This window comes from Agromyces sp. Soil535, from assembly GCF_001428255.1.
Lineage (GTDB): Bacteria > Actinomycetota > Actinomycetes > Actinomycetales > Microbacteriaceae > Agromyces.
This window is the reverse complement of sequence record NZ_LMRW01000024.1, coordinates 264,350-289,759: the sequence shown is the minus strand read 5'-3', so window position 1 is coordinate 289,759 and position 25,410 is coordinate 264,350. Positions and strand designations below refer to the sequence as shown.

The following is a 25,410-nucleotide window of genomic DNA, read 5'->3' as shown; positions in this document are numbered from 1 at the left end:
TCGGTGCTCAGCTGAGCGGATGCCGCGGCACATGGTGCGGTGCGGCATCCGCTCAGTGCACGAAGTGCGCGCTCGAGCGCGTCACCCCCGGTGCCATCGCGATCGCCGCGATGACCGCCGCGATCACCGCGATGCCGGTCGCCGCCTGGAATCCGAGCCCGATGCTCGTGGCGGCGATCGCCCCGAGCCCTGCGGCGCCCGCGGCGCTGCCGAGCTCATGGAAGGAGTTCAGCAGCCCGGATGCCGCGCCCGCCTCCGTGGCCGAGACGCCCGAGAGCGCCGTGGTGCTCGCGCACACGAAGGCCGCACCGAGCCCGAGCCCACCCACGGTCATGCCGGCGATCGCGAGGGTCTCGACCCCGCCGACGGCGATCGCGACCGCGGTGGTGCCGAGGCCGACTGCGGCGACGAGGAGCGCCAGCGAGGCGACGATCCGTGCGCCGACCCGCCCGACGAGGCGTCCGGCGGTATGCGAGCCCGCGATCACCGCGACCGAGATCGGCAGGAAGGCGAGCCCGGTCGCGACCGGCGACCATCCGGCGCCCGATTGGAGCTCGAAGGAGAACATGAACAACCCGCCGACGAGGAGGCCTGTCGCGACGAGCATCAGCAGGGACCCGGTGGCCACGGGGCGTGAGCGCGCGAGCTCGAGTCGCACCAGCGGCTGCGACGTGCGACGTTCGACGGCGACGAAGGCGCCGAGGATCCCGACGCCGAGGATTGCGAGAGCGGCGGGGAGCACGACCTCACCCGCCGTCGTGGCCGAGAGCGCGGCGACGAGGCTGCCGATGCCCGCGGTGGCGAGGAGCGCGCCGACGAGATCGACCCGCTCCCGACGGCGGGGGGTGCTCGCGGCGACGGCGAAGAGCGGGACGGCGATGGCGACGAGGATGCCGACGGGTACGTTGACGAAGAAGATCCAGCGCCAGCCCGGCCCGCCGGCGAGGAGTCCGCCGAGGAGCACGCCGAGCGCCGCGCCGCCGCCGCCGACGGCGCCCCAGACGGCGAGCGCCCGGTGCCGGGCGCCGCCCTCGAATCGGTGGAGCAGGGTGGCGAGCGCCGCGGGGGAGAGGAGGGCGGCCCCGACGCCCTGCAGCGCGCGGGCGGCGAGGAACCACTCGGCGGTCGTCACGAGCCCGGCGGCGAGGGAGGCGACCGTGAAGACCGCGAGCCCGGCGAGGAGCATCCGCCGGGTGCCGAACACGTCGGCGAGGCGGCCGCCGAGGAGCAGGAGCCCGCCGAAGGGGACGGCGTACGCCGCGACCGCCCAACCGGCGAGGCCGGCGGTAAGGCCCAGGTCGCGGCTCATCACGGGGAGCGCGACGTTGACGACGGTGACGTCGAGCACGAGCATCGCCTGGGCGAGGCAGAGCACGACGAGGGCGATCCGGTCGTTCCTGCGGGTCGCGCCGGCCGTGACGAGCTGGGGCTGCGGATGCGTCATGGGAGACTCCGATCTCGAACACTGGTGTACGGGTTATTAACTCATACACCATTGTTCGAGATAGGATCAAGCCGTGACCACCACTCGTCCCACGCGCAGCGACGCCCTCAGGAATCGCGACGCGATCCTGGATGCCGCGCTCGAATGCCTCGCCGTCGATCCGAACGCGAGCATGGCCGACATCGCGAAGGCCGCCGGTGTCGGCCGCGTGACCGTGTACGGGCACTTCTCCTCACGCGAGCAGCTGCTCGAGTCCGTGCTCGTCCGCACCATCGACCGCTCCGAGGCGGAGCTCGCCGAACTCGACCTCGAGGGCGACCCCCTCGCTGCGCTCGACCGGCTCGTCCGCCGGTCGTGGCGCATCGTCGACACGTTCCACCGCCTGCTCGGCGCGGCCGAGGAGTCGCTCTCGAACGATCGGATCATCGCCCACCATGCCGAGCCGATGGCACGCGTGCGTGCGCTCATCGAACGCGGCCAGCGCGAGGGCGTGATGCGGCGAGACCTCAGCGCCGAATGGCTCACGAGCTGTTTCACGGCACTCCTCCACGCCGCCGCGGGCGAGCTGCGGGCGGGGCGACTCGCCGAAGCCGACGCCGATCAGGTCGTCGCGGCGACCGTGGTGTCGCTGCTCACCGCGCGGGTCGCATAGCCCGCGATGCGGGCGCGCCCTCCTCCCTGCACGTCCCGCAGCGAAGTTCGTCGGCAGGACTTGCTTTTGATCTTTATTTAGTTCTAAAGTAACTCCAGACCCGCTCCCCGACTTCCGAGGTTTCAATGGCGAACCGCCCCACCCCGCGCACCGATGTCACTCGCTCGGCGATCCTCGCCCATATCGGCGCGAACGGCCCGGCGTCCCGGGCGGAGCTCGCACGGGCGCTCGCCGTCTCCCCGGCCCTCATGACCCAGCTCACGCGCGACCTGCTCGCCGACGGGCTCATCGTCGAGCTCGAGCAGGCGCCGTCGAACGGCGGCCGCCCGGCGCGGATGCTCGGGCTCGCGGCATCCGCGGGTCGCGCGATCGGCGTCAAGGTCGTCGCCGACCACGTCGCCTTCGTGGAGGTCGGCATCGACGGCCGCGTGCTGCGCTCGGCGAGCGAGCCGTTCGACGCCGCATCGAGCACCTACCTGACCGAGCTCGTCGACCGCATCCGGCACTTCATCGCCGGCGGCTCGGGTGCCACGCTCCTCGGCGTCGGCGTCGGCGTGCCCGGCAGCGTCGACCAGCCCGGCAGCGGCGTCGTCGACGCGCCGCAACTCGACTGGAGCAAGGTCGAGCTCGGCGACGCCCTGCGCCGTGCGCTCGAACTGCCCGTGATCGTCGAGAACAACGTCAATGCGCTCGCCGTGGCGGAGCGGCTCTTCGGCCTCGGGCGGTCGCACGACAACTTCCTCGTCGTGACGATCGGAACGGGTGTCGGCGCCGGCATCGTCGTCGACGGCAACGTGCTTCGCGCCGCGTCCGGCGGCGCGGGCGAGATCGGGCACATCCCGATCGCCGACGACGGCCCCCGGTGCAGCTGCGGCAACGACGGATGCCTCGAGGCCTACATCGGCGAAGCGGCCCTCGTCGCGCGGGCACGGGCCGAGGGCGTCGTGTCCGCGGCGGGTGGCATCGCCTCGCTCCGCGCGGCCGCCGAGTCGGGCGACGAGCGCGCCGAGCGGATCTTCAGCGAGGCCGGAGCGCTCCTCGGCCGCACCCTCGCCGGCGTCGTGCACACGATCGCTCCGGCCTTCATCGTGGTGCTCGGAGAGGGCACCGAGGCCTGGCGGCACTGGTCGTTCGGCTTCGAGCCCGCCTTCCGCTCGCACCTGCTGCGCCACGTGCGCAGCATCCGCGTCGAGGTGGAGACGTGGCAGGACGAGAGCTGGGCGCAGGGCGCCGCCGCGCTCGTGCTCGCCACCCCGTTCGACGCCGTGGGCGCCGCAGGCGACCAGGGCCGCCTCATCCGCGCCCGGCTCGTCGAGCAGGCGGGTCGGTCATGAGCGCCTTCGCCGGCGAGGCCGTCATCGAGGTGACGGAGGAGCGCGACGCGCGCACCGCCGCACCGCCGCCGGTGCCCCGGCGCCGCTCGCGTGCCGCTCGACGCAGGTACGCGCTCACGGTGCTCGCCTTCCTCCTGCCCAGCGCCGTGCCCATCGTGGCCTTCGTGCTCGGGCCGATGGTGGCCGCCGCCTGGATCAGCCTCACCCGGTGGAACCTGCTGGCGCCCGCGAAGTGGGTCGGCCTCGACAACTACGCGACGCTCCTCACCGATCCCGAGACGGCCCAGATCTTCCTCCACACGGTGTACTACATCGTCGGCTACCTTCCGCTCGTCTACGTGGGCGGCCTCGCGATCGCCCTCGCACTGAACACCGCGCTGCGCGGCCGCACGCTGCTGCGGGGCATCTACTTCCTCCCCGTCATCACGAGCTGGATCGTCGTCGCACTCGTCTGGCGCTGGCTCCTGAATCCCAGCAACGGCGTCGTCAACACTGTGCTCGGGTTCTTCGGCATCGACGGCCCGGGATGGTGGTCCGACCCCGCGTGGGCGATGCCGTCGATCATCCTCGCCTCGGCGTGGAAGGACATCGGCTTCGTCATGGTGATCCTGCTCGCCGGACTGCAGGCGATCGACCCCGAACTCGTCGACGCGGCGCGCGTCGACGGGGCGGGCTGGTGGCGGCGACTGTTCTCCATCACGCTGCCGCTGCTCTCGCCCGCGACGTTCTTCGTCGTCGTGATCTCGCTCATCAACGGCTTCCAGGTCTTCGACCAGGTCTATGCGATGACCGGTGGGGGTCCGGGCGGCGCCACCCAGGTCGTCGTGCAGCAGATCTACGACCTCACCTTCCGATACGGCAAGGCCGGCGAGGCATCCGCGCTCTCCTGGCTCCTCTTCCTGGTGATCCTCGCGGTCACCGTCGTGCAGATCCGCGGACAGCGGAGGTGGGTGAACTATGGCTGACGTCCTCGACCGAGTGGAACCGGTGCAGACGTCGCGGCGACCGGTGCGGACCCCGGCGGCTCGCGCCGCCCTCGGCCGCAGCGTGCTGCTGCACGTCGTGATCGTGCTCGGGGCGCTCGTGATGTTCTTCCCGTTCTACTGGACCCTCGTCACGTCGCTGACCCCCGGAAGCGGGCTCAGCTCGACGCCGCAGCTCGTGCCCGCCGACGCGAGCCTCGAGCCGTACGCGCAGTTGTTCTCCCAGCTCCCGTTCGCGCGCGTCGTCGGCAACAGCCTGCTGCTCGCGGTGATCACGACGATCGTGCAGCTCTTCACGAGCGCGACCGCCGCATACGCATTCAGCAGGCTGCCGTTCCGCGGGCGCACGGTCGTGTTCGGCATCTACCTCGCGACGATGATGATCCCGCTGCAGGTGCTCGTCGTCCCGCTGTTCGCCGAGCTCCGGGCGTTCGGGCTCGTCGACACCTACCTCGGCGCGCTCCTCCCGACGTTTGCGGCGGCGTTCGGCATCTTCCTGCTGCGGCAGGCGATGAACCAGGTGCCCGTCGAGCTCGACGAGGCGGCCTCCCTCGACGGCGCCGGGCACTTCCGGATCTTCTGGACGGTCATCCTCCCGAACATCCGCCCGGCCCTCGCCACGCTCGCGGTCTTCGCCTTCATGGGCAGCTGGAACAGCTTCCTGTGGCCGCTCGTCGTGCTGCGCTCGCCCGAGCTGCAGACTCTGCCTGTCGCGCTCGCAGGGCTGCAGGGCCAGTACACGACGCAGTGGGACATCGTCATGGCCGGCTCCGTCGTCAGCATCGTGCCGATGCTCGCCATCTACCTCTTCGCCCAGAAGTACGTCATCCAGGGCGTCGCCAACACCGGCCTGAAGTAGGCCGGCCGCACCACCACACCACCCGACCACCACCCATCACGCCTCACCCCTATCGAAGGAGATACCCACCATGAGGACCACAGCACTCGCCACCGTCGGCATCGCAGCCGTCGCGGCGCTCGCCCTGAGCGGCTGCGCCGCGGACAGCGGCGGCCAGGATTCCGGCAAGGTGACGATCACGTACACCAACTTCATCTCGAACGACGGCAACGAGGAGAACCTCCAGACGATCGTCGACGCGTTCGAGGAGGAGAACCCGGACATCACCGTCGACGTCACGACGCTTCCGTACGCCGACTACGGCACCGCGCTGCAGACCGACCTCGCTGCGGGCACCGTCTCCGACGTGTTCGACATCGAGTACGCGAACTACGCCCAGTACCAGGCGAACGGCGTGCTCGCCGAGCTGCCGGTGGAGGACCCCGGCGCCTACCGCCAGAGCGTGCTCGAGGCCTACCAAACCGACGGCGTGCAGTACGCGCTGCCGAGCTCGTTCTCGACGGTCGTGCTGTTCTACAACCGCGACCTCTTCGACGCAGCCGGCCTCGAGTACCCGACCACCGACTGGACCTGGGCGGAGGAGCAGGCCGCGGCGGAGCAGCTCACCGACGCTGCTGCCGGCGTGTGGGGCGACCACCAGCCCGTGAGCTTCTACGAGTTCTACAAGGTGCTCGCGCAGAACGGCGGCGACTTCCTCGACGAGTCGGGTACGAAGACCGCCTTCAACTCGCCGGAAGGCATCGAGGCCGCCGAGTGGCTCGTCGGCAAGAGCGGCACCGTGATGCCGACGATCGAGGAGGGTCAGGGCACGCCCGACTTCGACACGACCCTCTTCACCGACGGCAAGCTCGGGATGCTGCACACGGGCATCTGGATGTTCGGCGCGTTCGCCGACCTGCCCTTCGGCTGGGACATCGCCGTGGAGCCGGGCAACGCCCAGCAGGCGAGCGCGCTCTTCTCGAACGCGGTCGGCGTCTCCGCCGGATCGGAGCACGTCGAGGCGGCCGCGAAGTTCGCGGAGTTCCTCACCTCGAGCGACGTCATGGTCGAGACCCGGCTCGATGCCGGATGGGAGCTGCCGGCGGTCTCCGACGAGGACGCCCTCGCGAGCTACCTCGAGCTCGGGGACCCCGAGAACCGCCAGGCGGTGTTCGACTCGCTCGAGAACGTGGCGCTGCCTCCGGTGGTCGCCGAGGGCCAGCAGGAGATGCAGGACATCATGACCGAGGAGCTCGTCGAGGCGCAGTCCGGCCGCAAGACGGTCGCCGACGCGCTCGCCTCTGCCGAAGAGCGCATCAACGCCGCGATCGCCGGCTGACGGCCCGGGTGGGGGTCGCCGGTCGGCCCCCACCCGCCTGCACCGCGCTCGCGTGCCACTGCATCGAATCCCACCAACCTCGCACGACGACGAAAGCAGCAACGGATGACCCTGCCCACGACCGACCGCCAGCGGTCGATCCCCGAGCTCGCCGCCGCGAGCGCCGAGCTGATCGCCTCGCTGCAGGATGCGGGCGGCGCCTACCCGGCGAGCCCCACGTTCTCGGCGTACCTCGGCTACAGCTGGTTCCGGGACGGCGCCTTCATCGCCGATGGGATGTCGAGCGCCGGGCGCACCGGGTCGGCCGAGCGCTTCTTCGACTGGTGCGCCCGAGTGCTCGAGGCGCGCGCCATGCAGATCGAGTCGATCGTCGCGTCGGCGGCCGAGGGACATCCGGTGCCCGACGCGGAGATGCTCGCGACGCGCTTCACCTTCGACGGCCGCGAGGGCGACGACGAGTGGTGGGACTTCCAGCTCGACGGGTACGGCACGTGGCTGTGGGCCGTGGGCGAGCACGTGCGCCGCCACGGCGGCGACGCGGCACGCTGGCGCCGGGCCATCGAGCTCAGCGTCGACTACCTGTGCGCGTCGTGGGACCGTCCGTGCTTCGACTGGTGGGAGGAGCACGCGATGCACGTGCACGTCTCGACGCTCGGATGCGTCGCGGCCGGCCTCCGCGAGGCGGCGGCGCTCGGCGTGCTCGACGCGTCGCGCGCGGTGACGGCCCTGGCGGTCGAGACGGCAGTGCGGGAGCGCATCGCAGCGGACGGCACGGTCGACGGGCACCTCGCGAAGTGGCTCGGCTCGACCGCGGTCGACGCGAGCCTCGCAGCGGTCGTCGGCATCCTCGACGTCGTGCCTGCGGGCTCGCCGAGCGGGCGCGCCACCATCGCCGAGCTCGAGCAGGACCTCACGGTCGACGGCGGCGTGCACCGCTACCTCGACGACACCTTCTTCGGCGGCGGGCAGTGGCCGCTCCTCTCGTGCATGCTCGGCATCGCCCACCTGCGAGCGGGCGACGCCGAGCGGGCGCGCGAGCTCCTCGCCTGGGCGGCGGCCACCGCGGATGCCGCGGGGGCGATGCCCGAGCAGGTCGACGACCACCTCCTCGCGCCCGAACGGCAGCGCGAGTGGATCGACCGATGGGGGCCGGTCGCGCGGCCGCTGCTGTGGAGCCACGCCATGCTCATCCGCCTCGCGGCGGAGCTCGGGGAGGTCGCGGCATGATCCGCCACCGTCCGCTCGGCTCGGGGCACCCCTACTCCGTCGACACCGAGCAGCGCTGGCCGCTGCTGCCCGTCGCGGGCGAGCTGCTGTCACTCGGCGCGCGCACGAGCAGCGACCTGGTCGAGGTCGAGGCCGAGCTCCGCATCACCGGCCCCGACGGCGCCGTCGTGGAGCAGCGGCTCCCCCTCGCCCGCTCCGCCCGCACCTCCCGGGGCCAGACGATCGACGGCGGCCACCTCGCGTCCGCCCAGGCGCGGCTCGCCCGCGCCGCTGGGGGATGGACGGTCGCGTTCCCGGCCCCCGAGGCGGGCAGCGGCATCCGCTATCGCCTCGTCGGCCACTCGGACGACGGGCGCAGCCAGCGCACCCGCTGGTTCGAGACCACCACCGCCGAGTGGCGCCCGGCGCCCGACGACACCGTGACCGTCGTCGGACGCGATCGCATCATGCCGGGCAGCGTCGAGGTGCTCACCGACGGAGACCGGGTCGCCCGCGTGCGCTTCGCCCTGCCGCTCGCCCCTGGCGAGCACGTCACGGGATTCGGCGAGCGCTACGACGTGCTCGACCACCGCCGCACGTCACTCGACTCGGTCGTGTTCGAGCAATACAAGAGCCAGGGCGCGCAGCGCAAGACCTACCTGCCCATGCCGTTCGCGCAGGTCGTCGGCGGCGAGGGCTGGGGCTTCCACGTTCGCACGTCGCGCCGCGTGTGGTTCGACGTCGGTGCCGCCGCGTCCGACCGCCTCGTCGTCGAGGTGCAGGCGGATGCCGCGTCGGGCGAACCCGCGGTCGAGCTCGCGTCGTACGACGGCACGCCGACCGAGGTGCTCGACGCGTTCCTCGCCGATGTCGGTCGCCCGGAGGAACTGCCCGACTGGGTGTTCCGGCTGTGGGCGAGCGGGAACGAGTGGAACACGCAGGCCGAGGTCATGCGCCAGATGGACCTGCACCGCGAGCACGACGTGCCGGTGGGCTCGGTGGTCATCGAGGCGTGGAGCGACGAGCGCACCTTCACGGCCTTCCGCGACGCTCGGTGCGCCGTCTCGGAGGACGGCGCTCCGCATCGCCTCGCGGACTTCGACTTCCCGGCCGACGGCGCGTGGCCCGACCCCAAGGGCATGGTCGACGAGCTGCACGACCGCGACATCCGGGTGCACCTCTGGCAGGTCCCGTTGATGAAGCTGCGCCCGCATCCCGAGGGGCAGGCGAGGGCCGACGCCGACGCGGCGATCCGCGAGGGGGTGCTCATCCGCGAGCCCGACGGCCGAGGCGGACTCCGCCCGTACCGCAACCGGGGCTGGTGGTTCCCGCTGTCGCTCATGCCCGACCTCACCGACGAGCGCGCCGCGCGCTGGTGGACCGAGAAGCGCCGCTACCTCGTCGACGAGGTCGGCATCGACGGGTTCAAGACCGACGGCGGCGAGCACGCGTGGGGGAGCGAGCTCGTGTACCTCGACGGCACACGTGGCGACGAGGGCAACAACCGCTTCCCCGTCGCGTACGCACGCGCCTACGGCGACCTGCTGCGGGCGGCGGGCAAGGCGCCGGTCACCTTCAGCCGGTCGGGCTTCACCGGCTCGCAGGCGCACGGCGCGTTCTGGGCGGGCGACGAGAACTCGACGTGGGAGGCGTTCCGCTGGTCGCTGTTCGCGGGCCTCTCGGCGGCGGCGAGCGGCATCCTCTACTGGGGCTGGGATCTCGCAGGCTTCTCGGGGCCGCTGCCGAGCGCCGAGCTCTACCTGCGGGCCACGGCCGCCTCGACGTTCGTGCCGATCATGCAGTACCACTCGGAGTTCAACCACCATCGCCGGCCGTCGCGCGACCGCACGCCGTGGAACATCGCGGAGCAGTCGGACGACGACCGGGTGCTGCCCGTGTTCCGCGCGTTCGCGCAGCTCCGGGAGCGGCTCGTGCCCTACCTCGCCGCGGAGGCTCGGGAGTCGATCCGCACGTCGGCACCGCTCATGCGTCCGGTCTACTTCGACCACCCGACGCTCGCCACCGCGTGGTCGCACCCGCTGCAGTGGATGCTCGGCCGCGACCTCTTCGTGTCACCCGTCCTCACCGAGGGCGAGCAGGAGCACGAGACGGCGCTGCCGCCGGGCGAGTGGGTCGACGCGTGGACGGGCGAGCCGCACGTCGGCGGCGGACTCGTGCGGTCGGCCGTGCCGCTCGACCAGGTGCCGGTCTTCGTGCGGGCGGCGGCATGGCCGCGGCTGCGCGACGTGTTCCCGGGCCCGTCGTGAACGGCGGGATGCCGCCGGCGGGCCCTGCCCGGTCCGCGGCTACCGGGCGTACCGCTCGACGAACGTCCGCAGCATGCGGCTCGGATGCGACACCTCGGCGCGCCGCACCGCGGCGAGCGTGAGCTCGAGCTCGTCGGCGGCGAAGTAGCCGTGGTCGGCGTAGGCGTGGATGCGCAGGACGATGCCGTCGACGTCGAGCTCGGGGTGGAACTGCGTCGCGTACACGTTCGCCCCCACCCGGAACACCTGCACGGGGCAGGTCGGCGACGAACCGAGCAGGGTCGCCGAGGCCGGCAGCGCCCGGATGGCCTCCTTGTGCCCGACGAACGCGTTGAAGGTCTGCGGCATCCCGGAAAGCAGCGGGTCGGACGCCCCGGCGTCGGTCAGGGTCACCGGCACGACGCTGATCGGCTCGGCGTAAGCGCGGTCGATCGTCGCGCCCTGGTGCGCGCCGAGGGTGCCGACTCCGTAGCAGGCGCCGAGGAACGGGAAGTCCCGGGCCACGACCTCGTCGAGGAGCGTCGCGAATTCGGCCTCGACCCGGTGTTGCACCGGCGACTTCCGCCCCGGCGGGTCCGAGGCGTTGAACGGGCCCCCGCCGACGAAGATGCCCGACAGCTCGTCGAGGTCCAGCGCCGGCATGGGCTCGGCCTCGAGCCGCACCCGGACGAGGTCGCGCTCGTCGAGTCCCGTGCGGCGGAGGAAGAGGGCGTACTCCTCGTCCGCGGGCAGGTCCTCGGCGCGTGTGGCGAGGAGGACGAACGGCTTCACGGCCCCACGATACGCGCGGGGCGGGCGCGTCAGTACTCCGACGGCTTCGCCAGCACAGCCATCGTGCAGCGCGAGACGCACACGAGCCTGCCCTGCTCGTCGGTGATCCGGATGTCCCACACCTGCGTCGTGCGGCCGCGGGTGATCGGGCGCGCCTCGCCGTAGACCCAGCCCTCGGCCACGGGACGCACGTGGTTCGCGTTGATCTCCATGCCGACGCAGTAGTTCGCGGCCGGATCGACGGTGAAGGTCGAGCCCCAGCTCGCGAGCGACTCGGCAAGCGCGACGGATGCTCCGCCGTGCAGCACCCCGCCGGGCTGCCGGGTGCGTCCGTCGACGGGCATGCGCCCCTTCAGCGAGTCCTCGGTGAGCTCGGTCATCTCGATCCCGAGGATGTCGAGGAGGGTGCCGTCGCGACGCGAGTTCGCCCAGTCGAGGGAGGGCTCGCCGAACCAGATGCTCATGCGCTCGAGTCTTGCACGGCCACGAGCGCTCGACCGTCCATGATGTACCCATGCCCGAACCCACCCGCGTCGTCAGCGCCGACGACCCCGCCCGCGCCGCGCTCCTCGCCCGCCGTGACCTCGTGGTGGATCTCGCACGGGTGGCGTGCGTGCTCCTCGTCGTCGTCATCCACCTGCTCATGATCGGCGTCGGGCTCGACCGCTCCGGCGCGATCACGGTCTCCCGTCCGCTCGAGGCGCAGCCGTGGTTCGACGCCGCCACCTGGGTGGGGCAGATCATGCCGCTGTTCTTCGCGCTCGGCGGCTTCACCGCGGTGACGTCGTGGCGGAGCATGTCGAGGCGCGGCGGCACCGGCGTGGACTTCATCCGCGCCCGCACCATGCGTCTCGCGACCCCCGCGCTGCCGCTGTTCGCGTGCTTCGCGGTCGTGCTCGGCGTCGCCACCCTCACCGGCGTCGACCCGGCACTGCTGGAGACGGTCGCCGCGGGCGTCGGCACGCCGCTGTGGTTCCTCGCCGCGTTCCTGCTCGTGCAGTGCCTCGTCCCGGTGCTGGCGTGGGCCCACGGTCGGGCGCCACGCCTGACGCTCGCCATCCTGGCGGCCGCCGCGGTCCTGGTGGACGCGGCCCGCGTCGCCACCGGCGTCGACGACGTCGGCCTCCTCAACCTGGTGTTCGTCTGGGGGTTCACCCAGCAGCTGGGGTTCTGGTACGCCGACGGCTGGTTCCGTCGGCGTACTGCGCCACAGCTCGTCGGGCTCGCGGCCGCCGCGTACCTGCTCACATGGCCGGGCGTCGAGGCGGGCTGGTACTCCCCGGACATGCTGACGAACCTCAATCCACCGACCGTGCCGCTCATGCTGCTCGGCGTCGCGCAGGTCAGCCTGTTGAGCGTGCTGCACGCACCGCTCTCGAGCCTCATGTCGTCCCGCGCCGCCCAGGCGGTCGTCTTCGCGGTGGGGAGCAGGGCCATGACGGTCTACCTGTGGCACCTGCCGGTGATCGTCGCCGTCGCGGGCCTCGCCCTCCTCGTCCCCGGCGCAGCCCCTGAGCCCGCGAGCCCGGCATGGTGGATCAGTCGCCCGGTCGTGCTCCTCGTCGTGCTCGCGCTGGTGTGGGCGGTCTCGCTGCCGCTGGCGCGCTTCGAGACGATCGCCACCGCCATTTCCGACGGATTCCGTCGCCCGTCGCCGGCCGCGGTCGTCGTCGCCGCGGTGCTCGCGTTCGTCCCGCCGTTCGCGGTCATGCAGTGGTTCCTGGACCTACAGCTCGCGGTCGGCGGCACGGTGCTGCTCGCCGCATCCGTGATCCTCGATCGGGCGCGCCGGGTCCGAGCGGCCCGGCGCCTCGACGATTTGACCTTCAGCTAGGCGAGCTCGGCGATGATCGGGTGGATCGCGTCATCGAACGCCGAGGCATCCGATCGCAGTGAATCGGTGACCGCCACGGTCATCGCACCGATCCACCAGACGCCGGGCGCCGCGAGCGGCACGACCTCCACGTTGAGCTCGAACGAGTGCGCCCGGCGGCCGACCTCGCGCTCGTGCTCGGCGATCGTGCCGGCGTAGGCGCGGTAGGAGTCGCCGCGTCGTGCGGCCGAGGCGGTGCGGTAGCCCTGGTGCGCCCACTCGGCCCACGCGCGTGCGGCCTCGGCGTGCGGCACGATCGCGGCGGCGAGGATCTCGGCGCCCGACACGGGCAGGGCGACCTCGGTCTCGTAGGCGTCGACGAGCTCGAGCGGAACGGGCGACGGATGCGCCTCGGGCTCGACGGTCATCGCCCACCACGCGCGCCATTGGCGCTCGAGCAGGTCGTGCTGGTCGATCTCGAGGCGCTGGCCCACGGCGCCCACGTCGCGCAGCCGCGGCAGCTCGACGGGCGAGGCGATCGCCAGCACTTCGCGCAGGTACAGGGCAAGCAGAACCGAGCGACTCGCGTTCTCGCGAATCACCCACGACGGCGTGCCCCCCGACATGCGCCCATTTTAGTCCGGCGGCGCTCGCTCGGCACCGTCCGCCGCGCGGGCCGCGGGTACGCTTGACGGGTGACCGACGCGAACTCCTCCTACGCCGCTGCCGGAGTCGACACCCGCGCCGGCGACCTCGCCGTCGAACTCATGAAGGAGGCGGTCGCCGCAACCCATGGGCCGGGCGTGCTCGGCGGCGTCGGCGGCTTCGCGGGGCTCTTCGACCTGTCGTTCGCGAAGGACTACGCGCGCCCGCTGCTCGCCACCTCCACCGACGGCGTCGGCACGAAGATCGCGATCGCGCAGGCGCTCGACACGCACGACACGATCGGGCAGGACCTCGTGGGCATGGTCGTCGACGACATCGTGGTCGTCGGGGCGAAGCCGCTCTTCATGACCGACTACATCGCGTGCGGCAAGGTCGTGCCCGAGCGCATCGCCGCCATCGTCACGGGCATCGCCCGCGCCTGCGCCGAGACCGGCACCGCCCTGGTCGGCGGCGAGACTGCCGAGCACCCGGGCCTCATGGGCGCCGACGACTACGACGTGGCAGGCGCCGCGGTGGGCGTCGTCGAGGCCGACCGGCTCCTCGGCGCCGACCGAGTACGCGACGGCGATGCGGTCATCGCGATCGCCTCGAGCGGCCTGCACTCCAACGGGTTCTCGCTCGTGCGGCACATCCTGTCGGGCGCCGGCATCGGCTACACGGATGCCGCGCCCGCCTTCAGTTCGACGTGGGGCGAGGCCCTCCTCGAGCCGACACGGCTCTACACCGGGCCGCTCGTGCGCCTGCTCGAGCACGAGCGGCTCGCGGCATCCGTGCACTCGCTCTCGCACGTCACGGGCGGCGGCATCGCGGCCAACCTCGCGCGGGTGCTGCCCCGTGGCTCCTGGGTCGAGCTCGACCGGTCGACCTGGTCGCCCGCGCCGGTCTTCCGCGTGCTCAACGACCTCGCCGGCACCACGCTCGAATCCACCGAGGGCACGTGGAACCTGGGCATCGGCTTCTTCGCGGTCGTGGCAGCCGATGCCGCGGCCGACGTCGTGGCCGAGCTCGGCGCGCTCGGCCTGCCCGCCTGGCAGGCGGGCACGGTCGCGATCGGCGCCCGCGACCTCGACGGGTTCGAGCAGGGCGCGAAGGGCGTCGATGGCGGCGCCGTGCGCCTCGTCGGAGCGTACGCGGGCTGACAATGCACGCCGCCGTCTCGATCGGACTCACCGGCACCACGGGCGTCGACGTGATCCGTGCGCTCGCGCCGCGCATCGAGCGCCTCGGCTTCTCGACGCTCTGGATCAACGACGTGCCCGGTGGCGACTCCCTCGACGGCCTCCGCGTCGCGGCCGCCGCCTCCGAGGAACTCGGGCTCGCGACCGGGGTGATCCCGCTCGACCGCCGGCCCGCCGGCACGCTCGAGCTGCACGGGCTGCCGACCGATCGCTTGACGATCGGCATCGGCTCGGGCGCCGCCACGCACCCGCTCGCCCTCGTGCGCGACGGCGTCGCGACGCTGCGTGCCGCGACGGATGCCGCGATCGTCGTCGGCGCCCTCGGGCCGAAGATGCGACAACTCGCCGCCGAGCGTGCCGACGGCGTGCTGCTCAACTGGCTCACGCCGCAGGCCGCGGCCGATGCGGGCGCGGAGTTCCACAGCGCGGCGTCCGCGGCCGTCGCTCCGGCGCTGCGGACCGTGCTCTACGTGCGCACGATCGCCGAGCCCGAGGCGCGACCGGTGCTGGAGCGCGAGGTCGCCCGCTACGAGAAGGTGCCGACGTACGCCGCCAACTTCGAGCGGCTCGGCATACGCGCAATGGACGCGACGGTGACGGATGCCGCGGGCCTCGCTGCGTTCGACGTCGTCGACGAGGTCGTGCTGCGCGCGATCACGCCCACGAACACCCTCGGCGAGCTCGAGCGCTTCGTCGAGGAGACCGCCCGTTGGCGATCCGGCGCGGCGTAGAATCCGAGCACCACTCAGGCTCCAGCCCGTCGGATCATCGGGATCGAGGTCGGCATGAGGTTCGCTCGGATCGACGCCGTGCTGACGTGGGTGTACGCCGCCGGATTCGGACTCCCCGCGATCCCGATCGCGGTCTACCACCTCGACACCGGAGGCTTGCCGCGGTTCTTCGACCTGTTCCCCATGTACGGGGGTCCGTGGTCGGATCAGTTCAGCGTGGGCGTGTTCGCCGCGCTGCTCATCGCGTTCCTGCTCGTGCTCATGGTGTCGGCGTTCGCGGCCTGGCTGGTGTGGCGCGGGTCTCGCATCGGCGCGATCCTGAGCCTCGCGCTCCTGCCCGTCGAGATCGTGTTCTGGCTCGGCTTCGCGCTGCCCGTGCCCTGGGCGTTCGGTGTCGCGCGGGTCGTGCTGCTGCTGCTCGCGTGGCGCGGGCTCCGGCCCAGCGCGGCTGAGGCGCAGACCTGAGCAAGGGATGGACGCGATGGCCTTCGCGCATCGACGTCGGCGGCCTACGCCGAAGGCAGGTCGACGCCTGCGTCGAGGATCGCCTCGAACACCCGGTCGGGATGCTCGGCGATCCGGTTGAGCACGTAGAGCCACCACTCGGTGCCGAAGATCGCGTACTCGCGGGTCGGATGCCCGTCGGCGTGCAGCCGGTCGAGCAGGTCGGTGCCGAGCCCGCGGAGCATCTCGAACTCGACTCGGCCGGAGCGCACGGCGTCGGCATGATCGCGGAGCACCGCATCGACGATCCCGGGGTCGTGGGTGGCGATGTTCACGTGGTGGCCCGACGCGATGAGCGCCGTCGCCAGGTCGAGGTAGCGGCCGGTCAGTTCGGCGCCGTCACGGGGGAGCGCGACATCCGACGACTCGAGGAACGCGCCCTTCACGAGGCGAACCGGCCCGGGCAGCGCCAGCGCGCGCTCGAGGTCGCCCGGGGTCCGGTGCAGGCGCGCCTGGACGGTGAGGCCGACCGGCGCGCCGTCGGCCGCGAGCCGCTCGGTCGCCTGCAGCACCAGGTCGGTGCGGTCGGAGGCCTCGGCGGAGACCATAAGCGCTGTGCCGAGCGGCGCGATCGCCTCCGCGAGGCGCATCGCGTTGCGGTGCACGTGGTCGGGGCCTTGGAGCAGGCCGATGTGGCTGAGGTCGAAGGAGACGGTCGCGGGGAGATCGGCGTCGCGGAGCCGGCCGATGAGCGCGAGGAAGACCTCGGTTTCGCGGTCGGCGAGCTCGGCGTCGCGCACACTCTCGCCCGTGTACTCGAGGCTCACGCCGTGGCCGCGCTCGAGGATGGCGCGTGCCGCGGCGAGTGCGTCGTCGACGGTCTCACCGGCGACGTAGCGGGCGGCGATGCGCCTCGCCACCGTCGCGGCGGCGGGATCGGCCATCGCACGGGCCTTGAGGGGCTCGTCGAGCGCCCAGGCGCGCAGGACCTCGGCGGCGAGCGATCGCTGGTCGGACATGGGCCTCCGTCTGGTGGCAATGGAATTCAACACGTTCACCGAAGCCGGAGCCGCGCGAACGTGAGCGCCGCGATCGTCACCGAGTCGACGACGTCCCCTGCGCGGATCATCCGCTCGAGCTCCTCGTCGGCGACCAACCGATGCACCATGCCGTGCTCGGTGGGCTCCCGGTCGGGCTCGCCCTCGGTCAGGTCGGTGGCGAGGTAGACGTCGCACGCCTGGCTCGCGAACCCGTAGGCCTCCTGCATCCGGCCGATGTGCTCGAGGGAGGCGGCGACGAGCCCGGTCTCCTCGCGCAGCTCCGCCGCCGCGAGTGCGAGCGTGTCGCCGTCGTGCCCCGCAGGCCATGAGCCCTGCGGGAACTCCCATACGCGCCGGCCGATCGTGTAGCGGTACTGCTGCACCATCCACCAGCCGTCGCCATCGCGTGGCAGCACGACGGCGAAGTCGGGCTTCTCGACCACGCCGTAGATCGCCTCGTGTCCGCCCGGCCAGCGCACGACATCCTCGCGCACCCGCATCCAGTCGTTCTCGTAGGCGGTACGGGAGGTGAGGGCACGCGGCAGTTCGCTCATCCGGTCAGCCTACGACGAACGTCGGGACCGACCCGTGAGGGCAAGGCGCGGCGGCGCACGCCTGGAGCGATGCTGAGACCTCAGACGCGGCTACGCGCGCTGTTCGTCGCCCGTGACGTAGGTGTCATCGTCGTCGGCGTACTCCGACCACTTCGACGCCTCATCGTTGTACTCGTCATGCTGCGAGCCGGTGAGCTCGCGCTCAAGCGCCGTGTAGTCCGTGTTCGGGCTGAAGTACTTCAGCTCCCGAGCGACCTTGGTGTGCTTGGCTTTCTGACGGCCGCGCCCCATGCGTGACCCCCTTACGGCATCTGGCCGGGTGGGATGGTCTTCACCCGGCGCTCATCTGATAAAAGAAATTCGTCCGACTGCCAGTTTAGCACCGCGAATCGGGCGGGTCGGAGCCATCCACAACGTCCGGATGGACCCGCGAAGTCGGCACGCTCCGTGGTGCGCGCATACAGCAAGTCATGCTGAGATTGTCAGGTGATGACGAGCCCTGAACGTGTGAAGGTCGTGGTGATCGGAGCCGGGCAGGCCGGCCTCTCCGTCGCCTTCTACCTGCGACGTTTCGAGCTCGTCGCCGACGAGGACTTCGTGATGCTCGACCGCGCGCCGGGCCCGGGCGGCGCATGGCAGCATCGCTGGTCGTCGTTGCGACTCGGGACCGCGCACCGGGTGAACGACCTGCCGGGCATGGCCGAGCTCGGGCTCAGCTTCGAGACGGCCGACCGCGCTCTGCCGGCCAAGCAGGTCGTCGCCGACTACTACGGCCGGTTCGAGGAGCACTTCGACCTGCGCGTGCGACGGCCGATGAACGTGCGCTCGGTGGTGAACGAGGGCGTCGACCTGCTCGTGCACTACGAGGACCTCACGCCGCAGCCCATCGAGGAGCTGAAGGCGAAGGGGCTCTTCGGTCGGCGTCGCAGGGCGTACGAGGATCCCGCCGTGCCGCTCGCTCCGCAGCACGAGATCGCGACGCGGTTCCTCGTGAACGCCACCGGCACCTGGGGATCGCCGTTCGTGCCCTACTACCCCGGCATGACCGACTTCGCGGGGCGGCACGTGCACACCTCCGACTACGCCGATGCCGAGCACTTCCGCGACAAGCACGTGGTGGTCGTGGGCGGTGGCACCTCGGCGATCGGGTTCATGCTCGAGCTCGAGGCCGTCGCGGCAGGGCTGACCTGGGTCTCGAGACGCCCGATCGACTGGCTCGACCGCCAGGAGCTCGACCTCGAGGGGGCGTCCGCCGCCGTCGCGCGGCAGGACGAGGCGGCCAGGTCGGGTCGCGCGCTGCCCTCGATCGTGAGCGGCACGGGCGTGCCGAGGAGCCGTCGCATCGCAGCCGGCATCGAGCGCGGGCTCCTCGTCGCGCGCCCGATGTTCGACCGCATCGAGCCCGACCGGGTCGTCTGGGACGGCGACGAGGGCGGCATGGCCCGCGCCGATGCGATCATCTGGGCCACCGGGTTCAGGCCCGAGCTGCGCCACCTGTCGCCGCTCAAGCTCCGTGAGAAGACCGGGGGCGTCGCCGTGGGCCAGGGCGCGGCATGGAGCGACCCCCGCATCTTCCTCGCGGGCTACGGTCCGCAGGCTTCCACCATCGGCGCCAACCGTGCCGGCCGCATGATCGCGCGCCAGATCATGGCGATGCTCTAGGCAGCGGATGCCGCGTCATCTGTGCTTCGAAGAACAGGAGTCCGTGGCGCGGAGCGGTCGAGGATGCCTGTTCTCGTGACTGTCGCGGGGTGTCTTCCTGTGCTCGGAACAGAGCGGAGGGCTGGGAGGCACCACCCGGAGGGACGCGTGGTCAGGCCTCGCCCTCGCCGCCCTCGCGGGCACGCCGGCCGTAGGTGCCGGCACTCAGCGTCTCGTACGACGCGCGCACGAGCGCCTCGAGCACGCCGAGGTCGACCTGCTCGAGATCCTTGAGGTAGAGGCATCCGACGCCCGTGGTGTGCGGGCCCAGCCGCTCGAGCAGGTCGGGGTGCGGGCCGACGCCGTCGGCGAGGTAGACGGTCGTCGCGCCCCTGCGCGGCGAGAAGCCCGCCGCCGGGGCATCGCCCTCGCGGCCGCTCTCATAGTGGTAGTGGTAGCTGCCGAAGCCCACGATCGAGGTGCCCCACATGCGCGCGGGCTGGCCGGTCACCTGCTCCATCAGCTCGAGCATCGTGTCGGCGTCGCGTCGTCGCACCGGGTGCTGCACCCGGTCGAGGAACGCGCGCACGTCGTCGTCGACCGCCATGGGCAGCAGCCTAGCGCTGGCCCTTCTGGCCGGCACCGGTGCCCTGCTTCTCGGCGATCGGGCGCCGCGGCACCGGACGCACGGGCTCGCCGCGGCGATCCTGGCCGGGCAGCGGCCGTGAGCGGCGCCCGTAGATGAGGTCGGACGAGTCGAGCAGCCACGGCACGAGGGCCACCGTGACGCCGTGCACGAGCAGGAGCTTCTGCCTGATGCGTCGGGCCTTGTGGTTGTGCAGCAGGCCCTCCCACCAGTGGCCCACGATGTACTGCGGCATGTAGACCGTCACGACCTCGGCGCCGTGCTCCGCGCGCCGGCCCTTGATGTACTGGATCAGCGGGTGGCTGAGGTCGCGGTACGGCGACGACAGGATGCGGAGTTTCACGTGGATGTTCTGCTTCACCCAGTCCTTCTTGAGCCGCTTGGTCGCCTCGTCGTCGAGGGAGACGTGCACGGCCTCGAGGGAGTCATGGCGGGCGGCGATGGCGTAGTCGAGCGCCTTCAGGGTCGGCTTCTGCATGCGGCCCACGAGCACGATCGCGTGGTCGCCGGTGGCGCCGAACTTCGTCGTCGGGTCGACCTCGATCTCCTTCTCGACATCGCGGTAGTACCGGTTCACACCCAACATGAGGAAGTACAGCACCGGCATGAGCACGAACACGATCCACGCGCCGTGGGTGAACTTCGTGATCGTGACCACGATGAGCACCACCGCCGTCATCGCGGCCCCGACCGCGTTGATGAAGAGGCCGCGCCACATCGCGGCGCGGGTGATCGGTCGGTCGCCCGAGGTGTCAGGCCGCCCCCGCGGCGGCTTCGGGCGGCCGGATGTGCGGAGCTCCCGCAGCCAGTGCCGCACCATGCCGGTCTGGCCGACCGTGAACGACACGAAGACGCCGATGATGTAGAGCTGGATCAGCACCGTGAGGTTCGCCTGGAAGATCAGAAGGATCACGCAGGCCGCGAGCGCGAGGATCACGACGCCGTTGGAGTAGATCAGGCGGTCGCCTCGGGTCGAGAGCGACTTCGGGGCGTAGCCGTCTTGGGCGAGCACCGAGCCGAGCAGCGGGAACCCGTTGAAGGCGGTGTTCGCCGCGAGGAGCAGCACGAGGGCGGTCGTCGCCTGGATCACGTAGAAGAGGAACGTGTTTTCGCCGAACGTCGCCGACGCGACCTGGGCCATGAGGCTGGGTTGCGGCTCGGTGGCGCACTCGGTCCAGCCGATCAGGTGACACGGGTCCTCGGCGTAGTGCACCTGCGAGATGAGCGCGACGGCCGTGAGTCCTGCGAAGAGGATGATCGCGATGCCGCCCATGTACGTGAGCGTCAGCTGGGCGTTCCGGATCTTCGGCAGTCGGAACGCCGGCACGCCGTTCGAGATCGCCTCGACGCCCGTGAGGGCGGAGCATCCGCTCGCGAAGGAACGGAGCAGCAGCAGGATGATCCCCGCCTGCGTCAACGATTCGCCCTGCACGGCGAAGCCGGCCGACTCGGCGACGGGTGGATCGCCCAGGAAGGTGCGCGTGAGGCCGACGACGATCATCACGAACACGCTGCCGATGAAGAGGTAGGTCGGCACGGCGAACGCCTTCGACGACTCGCTGACCCCCCGGAGGTTGATGGCGGCGAGGATGATGACGAACACGATGGCGATCTGGACGCGGAACGGGTTCAGCTCGGGGATCGCCGAGATGATGTTGTCGACGCCCGACGCCACCGAGACGACCACCGTCATCACGTAGTCGACCAGCAGGGCGGATGCGACGACGAGGCCCGCCTTCTCGCCCAGGTTGCGGTGCGCGACCTCGTAGTCGCCGCCGCCCGACGGGTAGGCGCGGATGAGCTGGCGGTAGCTCGCGACGACCGTGATGAGGAGCACGATGACCGCGAGCGCGACCCATGGCGCGAAGCTCAGGAAGGCGAGACCGCCGACGAGGAGGATCATCACGAGCTCCTGGGGCGCGTAGGCCACCGACGAGAGCGGGTCGCTCGCGAAGATCGGCAGCGCCAGGTACTTCGGGAGGAGCTGTCCTTCGAGATGCTCGGTCGGGAGCGGGTCGCCGATGATCCAGTTCTTCGGCGATTTCAGTTCTGCCGGTGGCTCGCCGACTTCATTCGTCACGGCGGTCGACACTACACCCGCGGTGACGCAAGTCAAGTCAGGCGGAGGCCATGCTCGCGATCTGGATGAGGTTGCCGCACGTGTCGTCGAACACGGCGGTGGTCATGGGCCCCATCGCCGTCGGCGGCTGGGTGAACTCGACACCCGCAGCGGCCAATCGCGCGTGCTCGGCCACGACGTCGCCGACCGCGAACGAGGTGAACGGGATGCCGTCGGCGACGAGCGCCCGCTTGAACGGCCCGACGGCGGGATGATCGTCGGGTTCGAGCACCAGCTCGACGCCGTCGGGATCCTCGGGCGAGACCACGGTCAGCCACCGGGCCTCGCCCACCGGGAAGTCGGTCTTCTTCTCGAAGCCGAGCACCTTGGTGTAGAACGCGAGCGCCTTGACCTGGTCGTCGACGAGGACGCTGGCGAGATTGATGCGCATGATCACTCCTCTGATGGATCGCCTGGTTGCACGAGCGGACGGAACCACTCGTCCCACGCCGCGCGCAGCGGCGCGCGATCGAGGGTGTGGAGGCGGTAGCGTCCCTCCCGGCGCACCTCGACGAGCCCGGCGCGTTCGAGCACGTCGAGGTGCTTCGCGACCGCCTGCCTGGAGACGTCGAGGCCGTGCCGGGAGATGAGCCGAACGCACAGTTCGAACAGCGTCTGCCCGTCGCGGTCGGCCAGCTCCTCGACGAGGATCCGCCTCGTCGGGTCGGAGATGGCCTTGAACACCGCATCCACGCCTTCCATGATAGGCAACCCGATGGTTACCTGTCGAGGGGTGGGTGCGGCAGGTGCGTGCAGCGGGGCGGCGTCAGCGCGCGAGCAGGTACGCCGCGGCGGCCGCCGCGAGACCGAGCGCGAGCGTCACCACCACGTTGAGGATGGCCGCACGCCACCGCCCGCCGTCGATGAGTTCGATCGTCTCGACGCTCCACGTGCTGAACGTCGTGAGCCCCCCGCAGAAGCCGGTGATGAGGATGAGGCGCAGGTCGCCGTCGAGTGCCGCGCGCTCTGCGAGGCCGATCAGCGCACCCGCCACGGCGGACCCCGCCACGTTCACGATCAGGATGCCGCCCGGCAGGTGTCCCGGGCGCACGGGGTACGCCCTCGACAGCGCGTAGCGGAGCACGGCGCCGATCGCGCCGGCCACGAGCACGGCGGCCACGACGAGGGGGGAGAGGGCGCCGGTCACAGCGTCTCCCCGGCATCCGTGATCTCGGTGGGCATCGGCCGGTGCGCGAGCAGCGAGCCGATGCGCAGACCCGCTGCGGCGAGGGCGAGCCCGCCGACCATCGTGACGAGCACGTAGACGGCGGCGAGCCACGACTCGCCCTCGCGCGTGAGCACGACCAGCGAGGCCATGACCGCGGAGAGCGTCGTGAACGAGCCGATCACGCCCGAGCCGATCCCCGCCTTCAGCCACGTGGGCGTGGTCGGGCGCGTCCAGAGACCGCCGGCGAGCCAGCCGAGCACGAACGCACCGACGAGGTTGACGACCAGTGTCTCGACGGGGAACTGTCCGTCGCCGTGCGGGAACGCGAGATCGAACGCGAGCCGCAGGCCGGTGCCGATGAGGCCGCCGACGGCGACGGCGAGGTAGGCGCGCACCCCTCGAGGCTACGCCGAGGCCGGCGCCGACGCGGACGAGAGTTCGACGACCCAGTCGTTCGTGTGCAGCACGTTGCCGGGCGTGATCTCGAAGTCCGCCTCGCCGAGCAACGCGAAGCCCGCCTTGCGGCAGACCGCGTTCGAGGCGGCGTTGTCCACGCGGGGGTAGGCGTGCACCGGCAGCGTCTCGCCGTCGGCGCGCGCCCGCTCGAGCATCGCGCGCACGGCGGCGGGGGCGATGCCCTGCCCGCGGTACTCCTCCTCGACCGACCAGCCCGCCTCGAGCGCGGACTCGCCGTCATGGTCGCGCTGCCAGTAGCCGACGATGCCGACCCCCTCGGGATGCCCCGGGATGACGATGCGGAACTGGTGGGCGGTGCCCTCGCGTTGCATGCGGAGGTAGCGTTCGTGGCGGGCGATCACCTGCTCGTCGGTCTCTGGGCCGCCGAGCTGGTTCATCAGCTCGTGCGTGTTCGCCCTCCGCAGCAGGTCGAGGTCGTCGTCGGACCACGGCTGGAGTTCGACGTCGGTCATGTCCTCATCGAACCACGGGCCTCCGACGTGCGGAACGGATGCCGCAGCATCCGTCGCTCCTGGCAGCTGCGTGCGTCGTGGGTCAGCGGTCGACGAACGATGCCAGCACGTCGGCGCGCACCCGCGCGAGCGACGCCTTGAGCAGGGAGACCGACTCGGCGCTCACCCGGCCGCGGTGCGCCTGCGTGCGCAGGTCGGTGCGCAGCTGCTGCCGGAACTCGTTGAGCACGAGGTCGGCCTCGTGCACCGCGAGGTTGGAGTCGATGTGCAGCTTCGTGGCGCCGCCCGCCGCGCTCGTGGACGCGCCGGTGGCGGCGAGCTTGGCCTCGCGTGCGGCGCTCGCGAGCTCCGCACGGAGCGAGCGCATCGCGTCGTTCACCTCGGCGCGCACGCCGTCGGCGAGACGGCGTACGGAATCGGTGAGGTCGCTCTCGATGGCGTCGAGCTCGTGCCGTCGTGCGTCGAGCTCGGCGCGCCCGGCATCCGTGATCTCGTAGACCGTCTTGCGGCCGTCGGTGGACTTCGAGACGAGCCCCTCCTCCTCGAGCTTCGACAGGCGCGGGTAGATGGTGCCCGCGCTCGGGCTGTAGGTCCCGCCGAAGCGGTCGGAGAGTGCCTGGATCAGCTCGTAGCCGTGACGAGGCTGCTCGTCGAGCAGGGCGAGCAGGTAGAGTCGCAGGTTGCCGTGGGCGAAGACGGGCGGAGTCATGCCGACGCCTCGGCGTCGCCCGCGCCTGCACCGGACGCGGCATCCGTCGTGCCCTGGTTCGCCGGCGCCTCGCGGCGCATGATCGAGATGTTGCCCGACACGCTGTTGGCGCCGAGCTCCAGCCAGCGGCCAGCGAGCTCGCCGACGACGCGCTCGAAGCCCTTGCCGAGCATGCCCTTGATGGTCATGTCGTCGAGCAGCAGGGTGCCGCCGACCGTGTTGATGCGGTAGCGTGCCCCGGTGCCCGGTTCGAAGCGCACGGTGAGGTCGCCCGAGACCGTGTTGGTGTCGATGCGGTGGGGGGTTCCGTAGGCGTCGACGATCATGTTGCCTGCGACGGTGTCGGCGTTGAAACTCACGATGTCGCCGGTCACGACGACGTCGCCCGAGACGGAGTGCGCGGTCACGCGGCCGGTGTGGTTGCCGGCCGAGAGCTCGCCTGAGACGCTCGTGAGCTCGATGTCGCCCTCGTGGCTGTCGATCACGACATCGCCCGAGACGGTGCTGAGCTTCGCATCGCCGGCGAAGCCCGAGACGAGGGCCTGTCCCGAGACCACGCCGAGCTTCAGGGCGACGTGACGGGGCGCGAGGATCGAGACCTCGGCCCTGGCGCTGCCAACGAAGCCCTTGAAGGCTTCGATGAAGTTGTCCCACCGCAGCTGCGGGTGGTCGATCTCGAGCACGTCGCCGTCGATCTGCACCAGGAGGTCCTTCCCGGTGACGCCCGAGACCTCGATGCGGGCGCCCGGCTCATCGTGCGCGATCACGTCGACCTTGCCGCCGATGAGGCTCACCTTGAGCTTTCGCACGAGCTCGAGGTCGATGACCCGGGACTCCCCGGGGGCGATGACCCACTTCTCGATGGCCATGGAGTTCTCCTTCTGTGGGCTTGGGATGCTGGGGCATCCGCAGCCCTTGGCATCTTGGGTCGCGATATA

The 25,410-nt window shown here is 71.3% G+C and carries 28 protein-coding genes; 12 read left to right on the top strand and 16 right to left on the bottom strand.

Annotated features, from left to right (window positions below; all coding sequences use genetic code 11):
• Nucleotides 1–52: 52 nt before the first annotated feature.
• Nucleotides 53–1,444 carry an MFS transporter gene (locus ASG80_RS16575; protein WP_056732659.1) on the bottom strand — a complete coding sequence of 464 codons (1,392 nt, stop codon included), beginning with the start codon at nucleotides 1,442–1,444 and terminating at the stop codon, nucleotides 53–55.
• Nucleotides 1,445–1,517: 73 nt separating this feature from the next.
• Here ASG80_RS16575 and ASG80_RS16570 point away from each other — a divergent pair, with 73 nt between their 5' ends.
• The 7 genes from ASG80_RS16570 (at nucleotide 1,518) to ASG80_RS16540 (ending at nucleotide 10,063) form a co-directional block, all read left to right on the top strand.
• On the top strand, nucleotides 1,518–2,096 hold the full coding sequence (locus ASG80_RS16570) for a TetR/AcrR family transcriptional regulator (RefSeq protein WP_056732657.1): 579 nt from the start codon (nucleotides 1,518–1,520) through the stop codon (nucleotides 2,094–2,096).
• A gap of 125 nt (nucleotides 2,097–2,221) precedes the next feature.
• Complete coding sequence (locus tag ASG80_RS16565) at nucleotides 2,222–3,430, top strand: ROK family transcriptional regulator (protein WP_056732655.1); 1,209 nt, start codon at nucleotides 2,222–2,224, stop codon at nucleotides 3,428–3,430.
• Entirely contained in the window at nucleotides 3,427–4,395 is a 969-nt protein-coding gene (locus ASG80_RS16560; RefSeq protein ID WP_082590527.1) for a carbohydrate ABC transporter permease, read from the top strand. Before ASG80_RS16565 ends, ASG80_RS16560 begins: the two co-directional genes overlap by 4 nt.
• Nucleotides 4,388–5,272 carry a carbohydrate ABC transporter permease gene (locus tag ASG80_RS16555; RefSeq protein WP_082590526.1) on the top strand — a complete coding sequence of 295 codons (885 nt, stop codon included), beginning with the start codon at nucleotides 4,388–4,390 and terminating at the stop codon, nucleotides 5,270–5,272. The genes ASG80_RS16560 and ASG80_RS16555 overlap by 8 nt, the downstream gene beginning before the upstream one ends.
• 70 nt (nucleotides 5,273–5,342) lie before the next feature.
• Nucleotides 5,343–6,590, top strand: coding sequence for a sugar ABC transporter substrate-binding protein (locus ASG80_RS16550; RefSeq protein WP_056732653.1), 1,248 nt, complete (start codon nucleotides 5,343–5,345; stop codon nucleotides 6,588–6,590).
• A gap of 105 nt (nucleotides 6,591–6,695) precedes the next feature.
• The gene (locus ASG80_RS16545) at nucleotides 6,696–7,817 is read left to right on the top strand and encodes a glycoside hydrolase family 15 protein (RefSeq protein ID WP_056732651.1); all 1,122 of its coding nucleotides are present in this window, start codon (nucleotides 6,696–6,698) and stop codon (nucleotides 7,815–7,817) included.
• Nucleotides 7,814–10,063 (top strand): TIM-barrel domain-containing protein, encoded by a 2,250-nt coding sequence (locus ASG80_RS16540; RefSeq protein ID WP_056732649.1) that lies wholly within the window; start codon nucleotides 7,814–7,816, stop codon nucleotides 10,061–10,063. Before ASG80_RS16545 ends, ASG80_RS16540 begins: the two co-directional genes overlap by 4 nt.
• Before the next feature lie 39 nt (nucleotides 10,064–10,102).
• Here ASG80_RS16540 and ASG80_RS16535 read toward each other — a convergent pair whose 3' ends face one another.
• The gene (locus tag ASG80_RS16535) at nucleotides 10,103–10,834 is read right to left on the bottom strand and encodes a glutamine amidotransferase (RefSeq protein WP_056732647.1); all 732 of its coding nucleotides are present in this window, start codon (nucleotides 10,832–10,834) and stop codon (nucleotides 10,103–10,105) included.
• A gap of 29 nt (nucleotides 10,835–10,863) precedes the next feature.
• Nucleotides 10,864–11,298, bottom strand: coding sequence for a hotdog fold thioesterase (locus ASG80_RS16530; RefSeq protein ID WP_056732646.1), 435 nt, complete (start codon nucleotides 11,296–11,298; stop codon nucleotides 10,864–10,866).
• Nucleotides 11,299–11,348: 50 nt separating this feature from the next.
• Between ASG80_RS16530 and ASG80_RS16525 the strand changes: the two genes are divergently transcribed.
• A complete protein-coding gene (locus ASG80_RS16525) occupies nucleotides 11,349–12,668 on the top strand; it encodes an acyltransferase (protein WP_056732643.1) in 1,320 nt (439 codons plus the stop codon).
• Here the strand turns inward: ASG80_RS16525 and ASG80_RS16520 are convergent.
• Complete coding sequence (locus tag ASG80_RS16520) at nucleotides 12,665–13,273, bottom strand: hypothetical protein (protein WP_056732641.1); 609 nt, start codon at nucleotides 13,271–13,273, stop codon at nucleotides 12,665–12,667. The genes ASG80_RS16525 and ASG80_RS16520 overlap by 4 nt on opposite strands.
• Nucleotides 13,274–13,342: 69 nt before the next feature.
• Here ASG80_RS16520 and purM point away from each other — a divergent pair, with 69 nt between their 5' ends.
• The 3 genes from purM to ASG80_RS16505 are packed head-to-tail and all read left to right on the top strand — an operon-like array spanning nucleotide 13,343 to nucleotide 15,687.
• A complete protein-coding gene (gene purM / locus ASG80_RS16515; protein WP_056732639.1) occupies nucleotides 13,343–14,452 on the top strand; it encodes a phosphoribosylformylglycinamidine cyclo-ligase in 1,110 nt (369 codons plus the stop codon).
• A 2-nt stretch (nucleotides 14,453–14,454) separates the two neighbouring features.
• Nucleotides 14,455–15,222, top strand: coding sequence for an LLM class flavin-dependent oxidoreductase (locus ASG80_RS16510; RefSeq protein WP_056732638.1), 768 nt, complete (start codon nucleotides 14,455–14,457; stop codon nucleotides 15,220–15,222).
• Nucleotides 15,223–15,276: 54 nt separating this feature from the next.
• Complete coding sequence (locus ASG80_RS16505; protein ID WP_056732636.1) at nucleotides 15,277–15,687, top strand: hypothetical protein; 411 nt, start codon at nucleotides 15,277–15,279, stop codon at nucleotides 15,685–15,687.
• A gap of 44 nt (nucleotides 15,688–15,731) precedes the next feature.
• Here ASG80_RS16505 and ASG80_RS16500 read toward each other — a convergent pair whose 3' ends face one another.
• The 3 genes from ASG80_RS16500 to ASG80_RS16490 form a co-directional block, all read right to left on the bottom strand.
• The gene (locus ASG80_RS16500; RefSeq protein WP_056732634.1) at nucleotides 15,732–16,685 is read right to left on the bottom strand and encodes a proline dehydrogenase family protein; all 954 of its coding nucleotides are present in this window, start codon (nucleotides 16,683–16,685) and stop codon (nucleotides 15,732–15,734) included.
• Nucleotides 16,686–16,720: 35 nt separating this feature from the next.
• Complete coding sequence (locus ASG80_RS16495) at nucleotides 16,721–17,260, bottom strand: NUDIX hydrolase (protein ID WP_056732632.1); 540 nt, start codon at nucleotides 17,258–17,260, stop codon at nucleotides 16,721–16,723.
• Nucleotides 17,261–17,350: 90 nt separating this feature from the next.
• Complete coding sequence (locus ASG80_RS16490) at nucleotides 17,351–17,551, bottom strand: DUF3073 domain-containing protein (RefSeq protein ID WP_056732630.1); 201 nt, start codon at nucleotides 17,549–17,551, stop codon at nucleotides 17,351–17,353.
• Between the two features lie 198 nt (nucleotides 17,552–17,749).
• On the opposite strand from ASG80_RS16490, the gene ASG80_RS16485 reads away from it, so the two are divergent.
• Entirely contained in the window at nucleotides 17,750–18,922 is a 1,173-nt protein-coding gene (locus ASG80_RS16485; RefSeq protein WP_056732629.1) for an NAD(P)-binding domain-containing protein, read from the top strand.
• Between the two features lie 151 nt (nucleotides 18,923–19,073).
• Here the strand turns inward: ASG80_RS16485 and ASG80_RS16480 are convergent, their stop codons facing one another.
• The 9 genes from ASG80_RS16480 to ASG80_RS16440 form a co-directional block, all read right to left on the bottom strand.
• Nucleotides 19,074–19,508, bottom strand: coding sequence for a DUF1801 domain-containing protein (locus ASG80_RS16480; RefSeq protein ID WP_056732627.1), 435 nt, complete (start codon nucleotides 19,506–19,508; stop codon nucleotides 19,074–19,076).
• Between the two features lie 10 nt (nucleotides 19,509–19,518).
• On the bottom strand, nucleotides 19,519–21,627 hold the full coding sequence (locus ASG80_RS16475; protein ID WP_235508360.1) for an APC family permease: 2,109 nt from the start codon (nucleotides 21,625–21,627) through the stop codon (nucleotides 19,519–19,521).
• Nucleotides 21,628–21,664: 37 nt separating this feature from the next.
• Nucleotides 21,665–22,057 carry a VOC family protein gene (locus ASG80_RS16470; RefSeq protein WP_056732625.1) on the bottom strand — a complete coding sequence of 131 codons (393 nt, stop codon included), beginning with the start codon at nucleotides 22,055–22,057 and terminating at the stop codon, nucleotides 21,665–21,667.
• Nucleotides 22,058–22,059: 2 nt separating this feature from the next.
• Nucleotides 22,060–22,359, bottom strand: coding sequence for a helix-turn-helix transcriptional regulator (locus ASG80_RS16465; protein WP_156401892.1), 300 nt, complete (start codon nucleotides 22,357–22,359; stop codon nucleotides 22,060–22,062).
• A gap of 73 nt (nucleotides 22,360–22,432) precedes the next feature.
• Nucleotides 22,433–22,813, bottom strand: a complete 381-nt coding sequence (crcB, locus tag ASG80_RS16460) for a fluoride efflux transporter CrcB (protein WP_056732621.1) — start codon at nucleotides 22,811–22,813, stop codon at nucleotides 22,433–22,435.
• The gene (locus tag ASG80_RS16455) at nucleotides 22,810–23,229 is read right to left on the bottom strand and encodes a CrcB family protein (protein ID WP_056732619.1); all 420 of its coding nucleotides are present in this window, start codon (nucleotides 23,227–23,229) and stop codon (nucleotides 22,810–22,812) included. The genes crcB and ASG80_RS16455 overlap by 4 nt, the downstream gene beginning before the upstream one ends.
• 9 nt (nucleotides 23,230–23,238) lie before the next feature.
• Nucleotides 23,239–23,763: a GNAT family N-acetyltransferase gene (locus ASG80_RS16450; RefSeq protein WP_056732617.1), complete on the bottom strand. Its 525-nt coding sequence runs from the start codon at nucleotides 23,761–23,763 to the stop codon at nucleotides 23,239–23,241.
• Between the two features lie 82 nt (nucleotides 23,764–23,845).
• Nucleotides 23,846–24,472, bottom strand: coding sequence for a PadR family transcriptional regulator (locus ASG80_RS16445; RefSeq protein WP_056732615.1), 627 nt, complete (start codon nucleotides 24,470–24,472; stop codon nucleotides 23,846–23,848).
• Nucleotides 24,469–25,341, bottom strand: a complete 873-nt coding sequence (locus tag ASG80_RS16440) for a hypothetical protein (protein WP_056732613.1) — start codon at nucleotides 25,339–25,341, stop codon at nucleotides 24,469–24,471. Before ASG80_RS16440 ends, ASG80_RS16445 begins: the two co-directional genes overlap by 4 nt.
• Nucleotides 25,342–25,410 lie beyond the last annotated feature (69 nt).

Coding starts and splice junctions, on each gene's coding strand:
- ASG80_RS16575 (WP_056732659.1), bottom strand. CDS start 1,444: ATGACGCATCCGCAGCCCCAGCTCGTCACGGCCGGCGCGACCCGCAGG.
- ASG80_RS16565 (WP_056732655.1), top strand. CDS start 2,222: ATGGCGAACCGCCCCACCCCGCGCACCGATGTCACTCGCTCGGCGATC.
- ASG80_RS16560 (WP_082590527.1), top strand. CDS start 3,427: ATGAGCGCCTTCGCCGGCGAGGCCGTCATCGAGGTGACGGAGGAGCGC.
- ASG80_RS16555 (WP_082590526.1), top strand. CDS start 4,388: ATGGCTGACGTCCTCGACCGAGTGGAACCGGTGCAGACGTCGCGGCGA.
- ASG80_RS16550 (WP_056732653.1), top strand. CDS start 5,343: ATGAGGACCACAGCACTCGCCACCGTCGGCATCGCAGCCGTCGCGGCG.
- ASG80_RS16545 (WP_056732651.1), top strand. CDS start 6,696: ATGACCCTGCCCACGACCGACCGCCAGCGGTCGATCCCCGAGCTCGCC.
- ASG80_RS16540 (WP_056732649.1), top strand. CDS start 7,814: ATGATCCGCCACCGTCCGCTCGGCTCGGGGCACCCCTACTCCGTCGAC.
- ASG80_RS16530 (WP_056732646.1), bottom strand. CDS start 11,298: ATGAGCATCTGGTTCGGCGAGCCCTCCCTCGACTGGGCGAACTCGCGT.
- ASG80_RS16525 (WP_056732643.1), top strand. CDS start 11,349: ATGCCCGAACCCACCCGCGTCGTCAGCGCCGACGACCCCGCCCGCGCC.
- ASG80_RS16520 (WP_056732641.1), bottom strand. CDS start 13,273: ATGTCGGGGGGCACGCCGTCGTGGGTGATTCGCGAGAACGCGAGTCGC.
- ASG80_RS16510 (WP_056732638.1), top strand. CDS start 14,455: ATGCACGCCGCCGTCTCGATCGGACTCACCGGCACCACGGGCGTCGAC.
- ASG80_RS16505 (WP_056732636.1), top strand. CDS start 15,277: ATGAGGTTCGCTCGGATCGACGCCGTGCTGACGTGGGTGTACGCCGCC.
- ASG80_RS16500 (WP_056732634.1), bottom strand. CDS start 16,685: ATGTCCGACCAGCGATCGCTCGCCGCCGAGGTCCTGCGCGCCTGGGCG.
- ASG80_RS16495 (WP_056732632.1), bottom strand. CDS start 17,260: ATGAGCGAACTGCCGCGTGCCCTCACCTCCCGTACCGCCTACGAGAAC.
- ASG80_RS16490 (WP_056732630.1), bottom strand. CDS start 17,551: ATGGGGCGCGGCCGTCAGAAAGCCAAGCACACCAAGGTCGCTCGGGAG.
- ASG80_RS16485 (WP_056732629.1), top strand. CDS start 17,750: ATGACGAGCCCTGAACGTGTGAAGGTCGTGGTGATCGGAGCCGGGCAG.
- ASG80_RS16480 (WP_056732627.1), bottom strand. CDS start 19,508: ATGGCGGTCGACGACGACGTGCGCGCGTTCCTCGACCGGGTGCAGCAC.
- ASG80_RS16470 (WP_056732625.1), bottom strand. CDS start 22,057: ATGCGCATCAATCTCGCCAGCGTCCTCGTCGACGACCAGGTCAAGGCG.
- ASG80_RS16450 (WP_056732617.1), bottom strand. CDS start 23,763: ATGACCGACGTCGAACTCCAGCCGTGGTCCGACGACGACCTCGACCTG.
- ASG80_RS16445 (WP_056732615.1), bottom strand. CDS start 24,472: ATGACTCCGCCCGTCTTCGCCCACGGCAACCTGCGACTCTACCTGCTC.
- ASG80_RS16440 (WP_056732613.1), bottom strand. CDS start 25,341: ATGGCCATCGAGAAGTGGGTCATCGCCCCCGGGGAGTCCCGGGTCATC.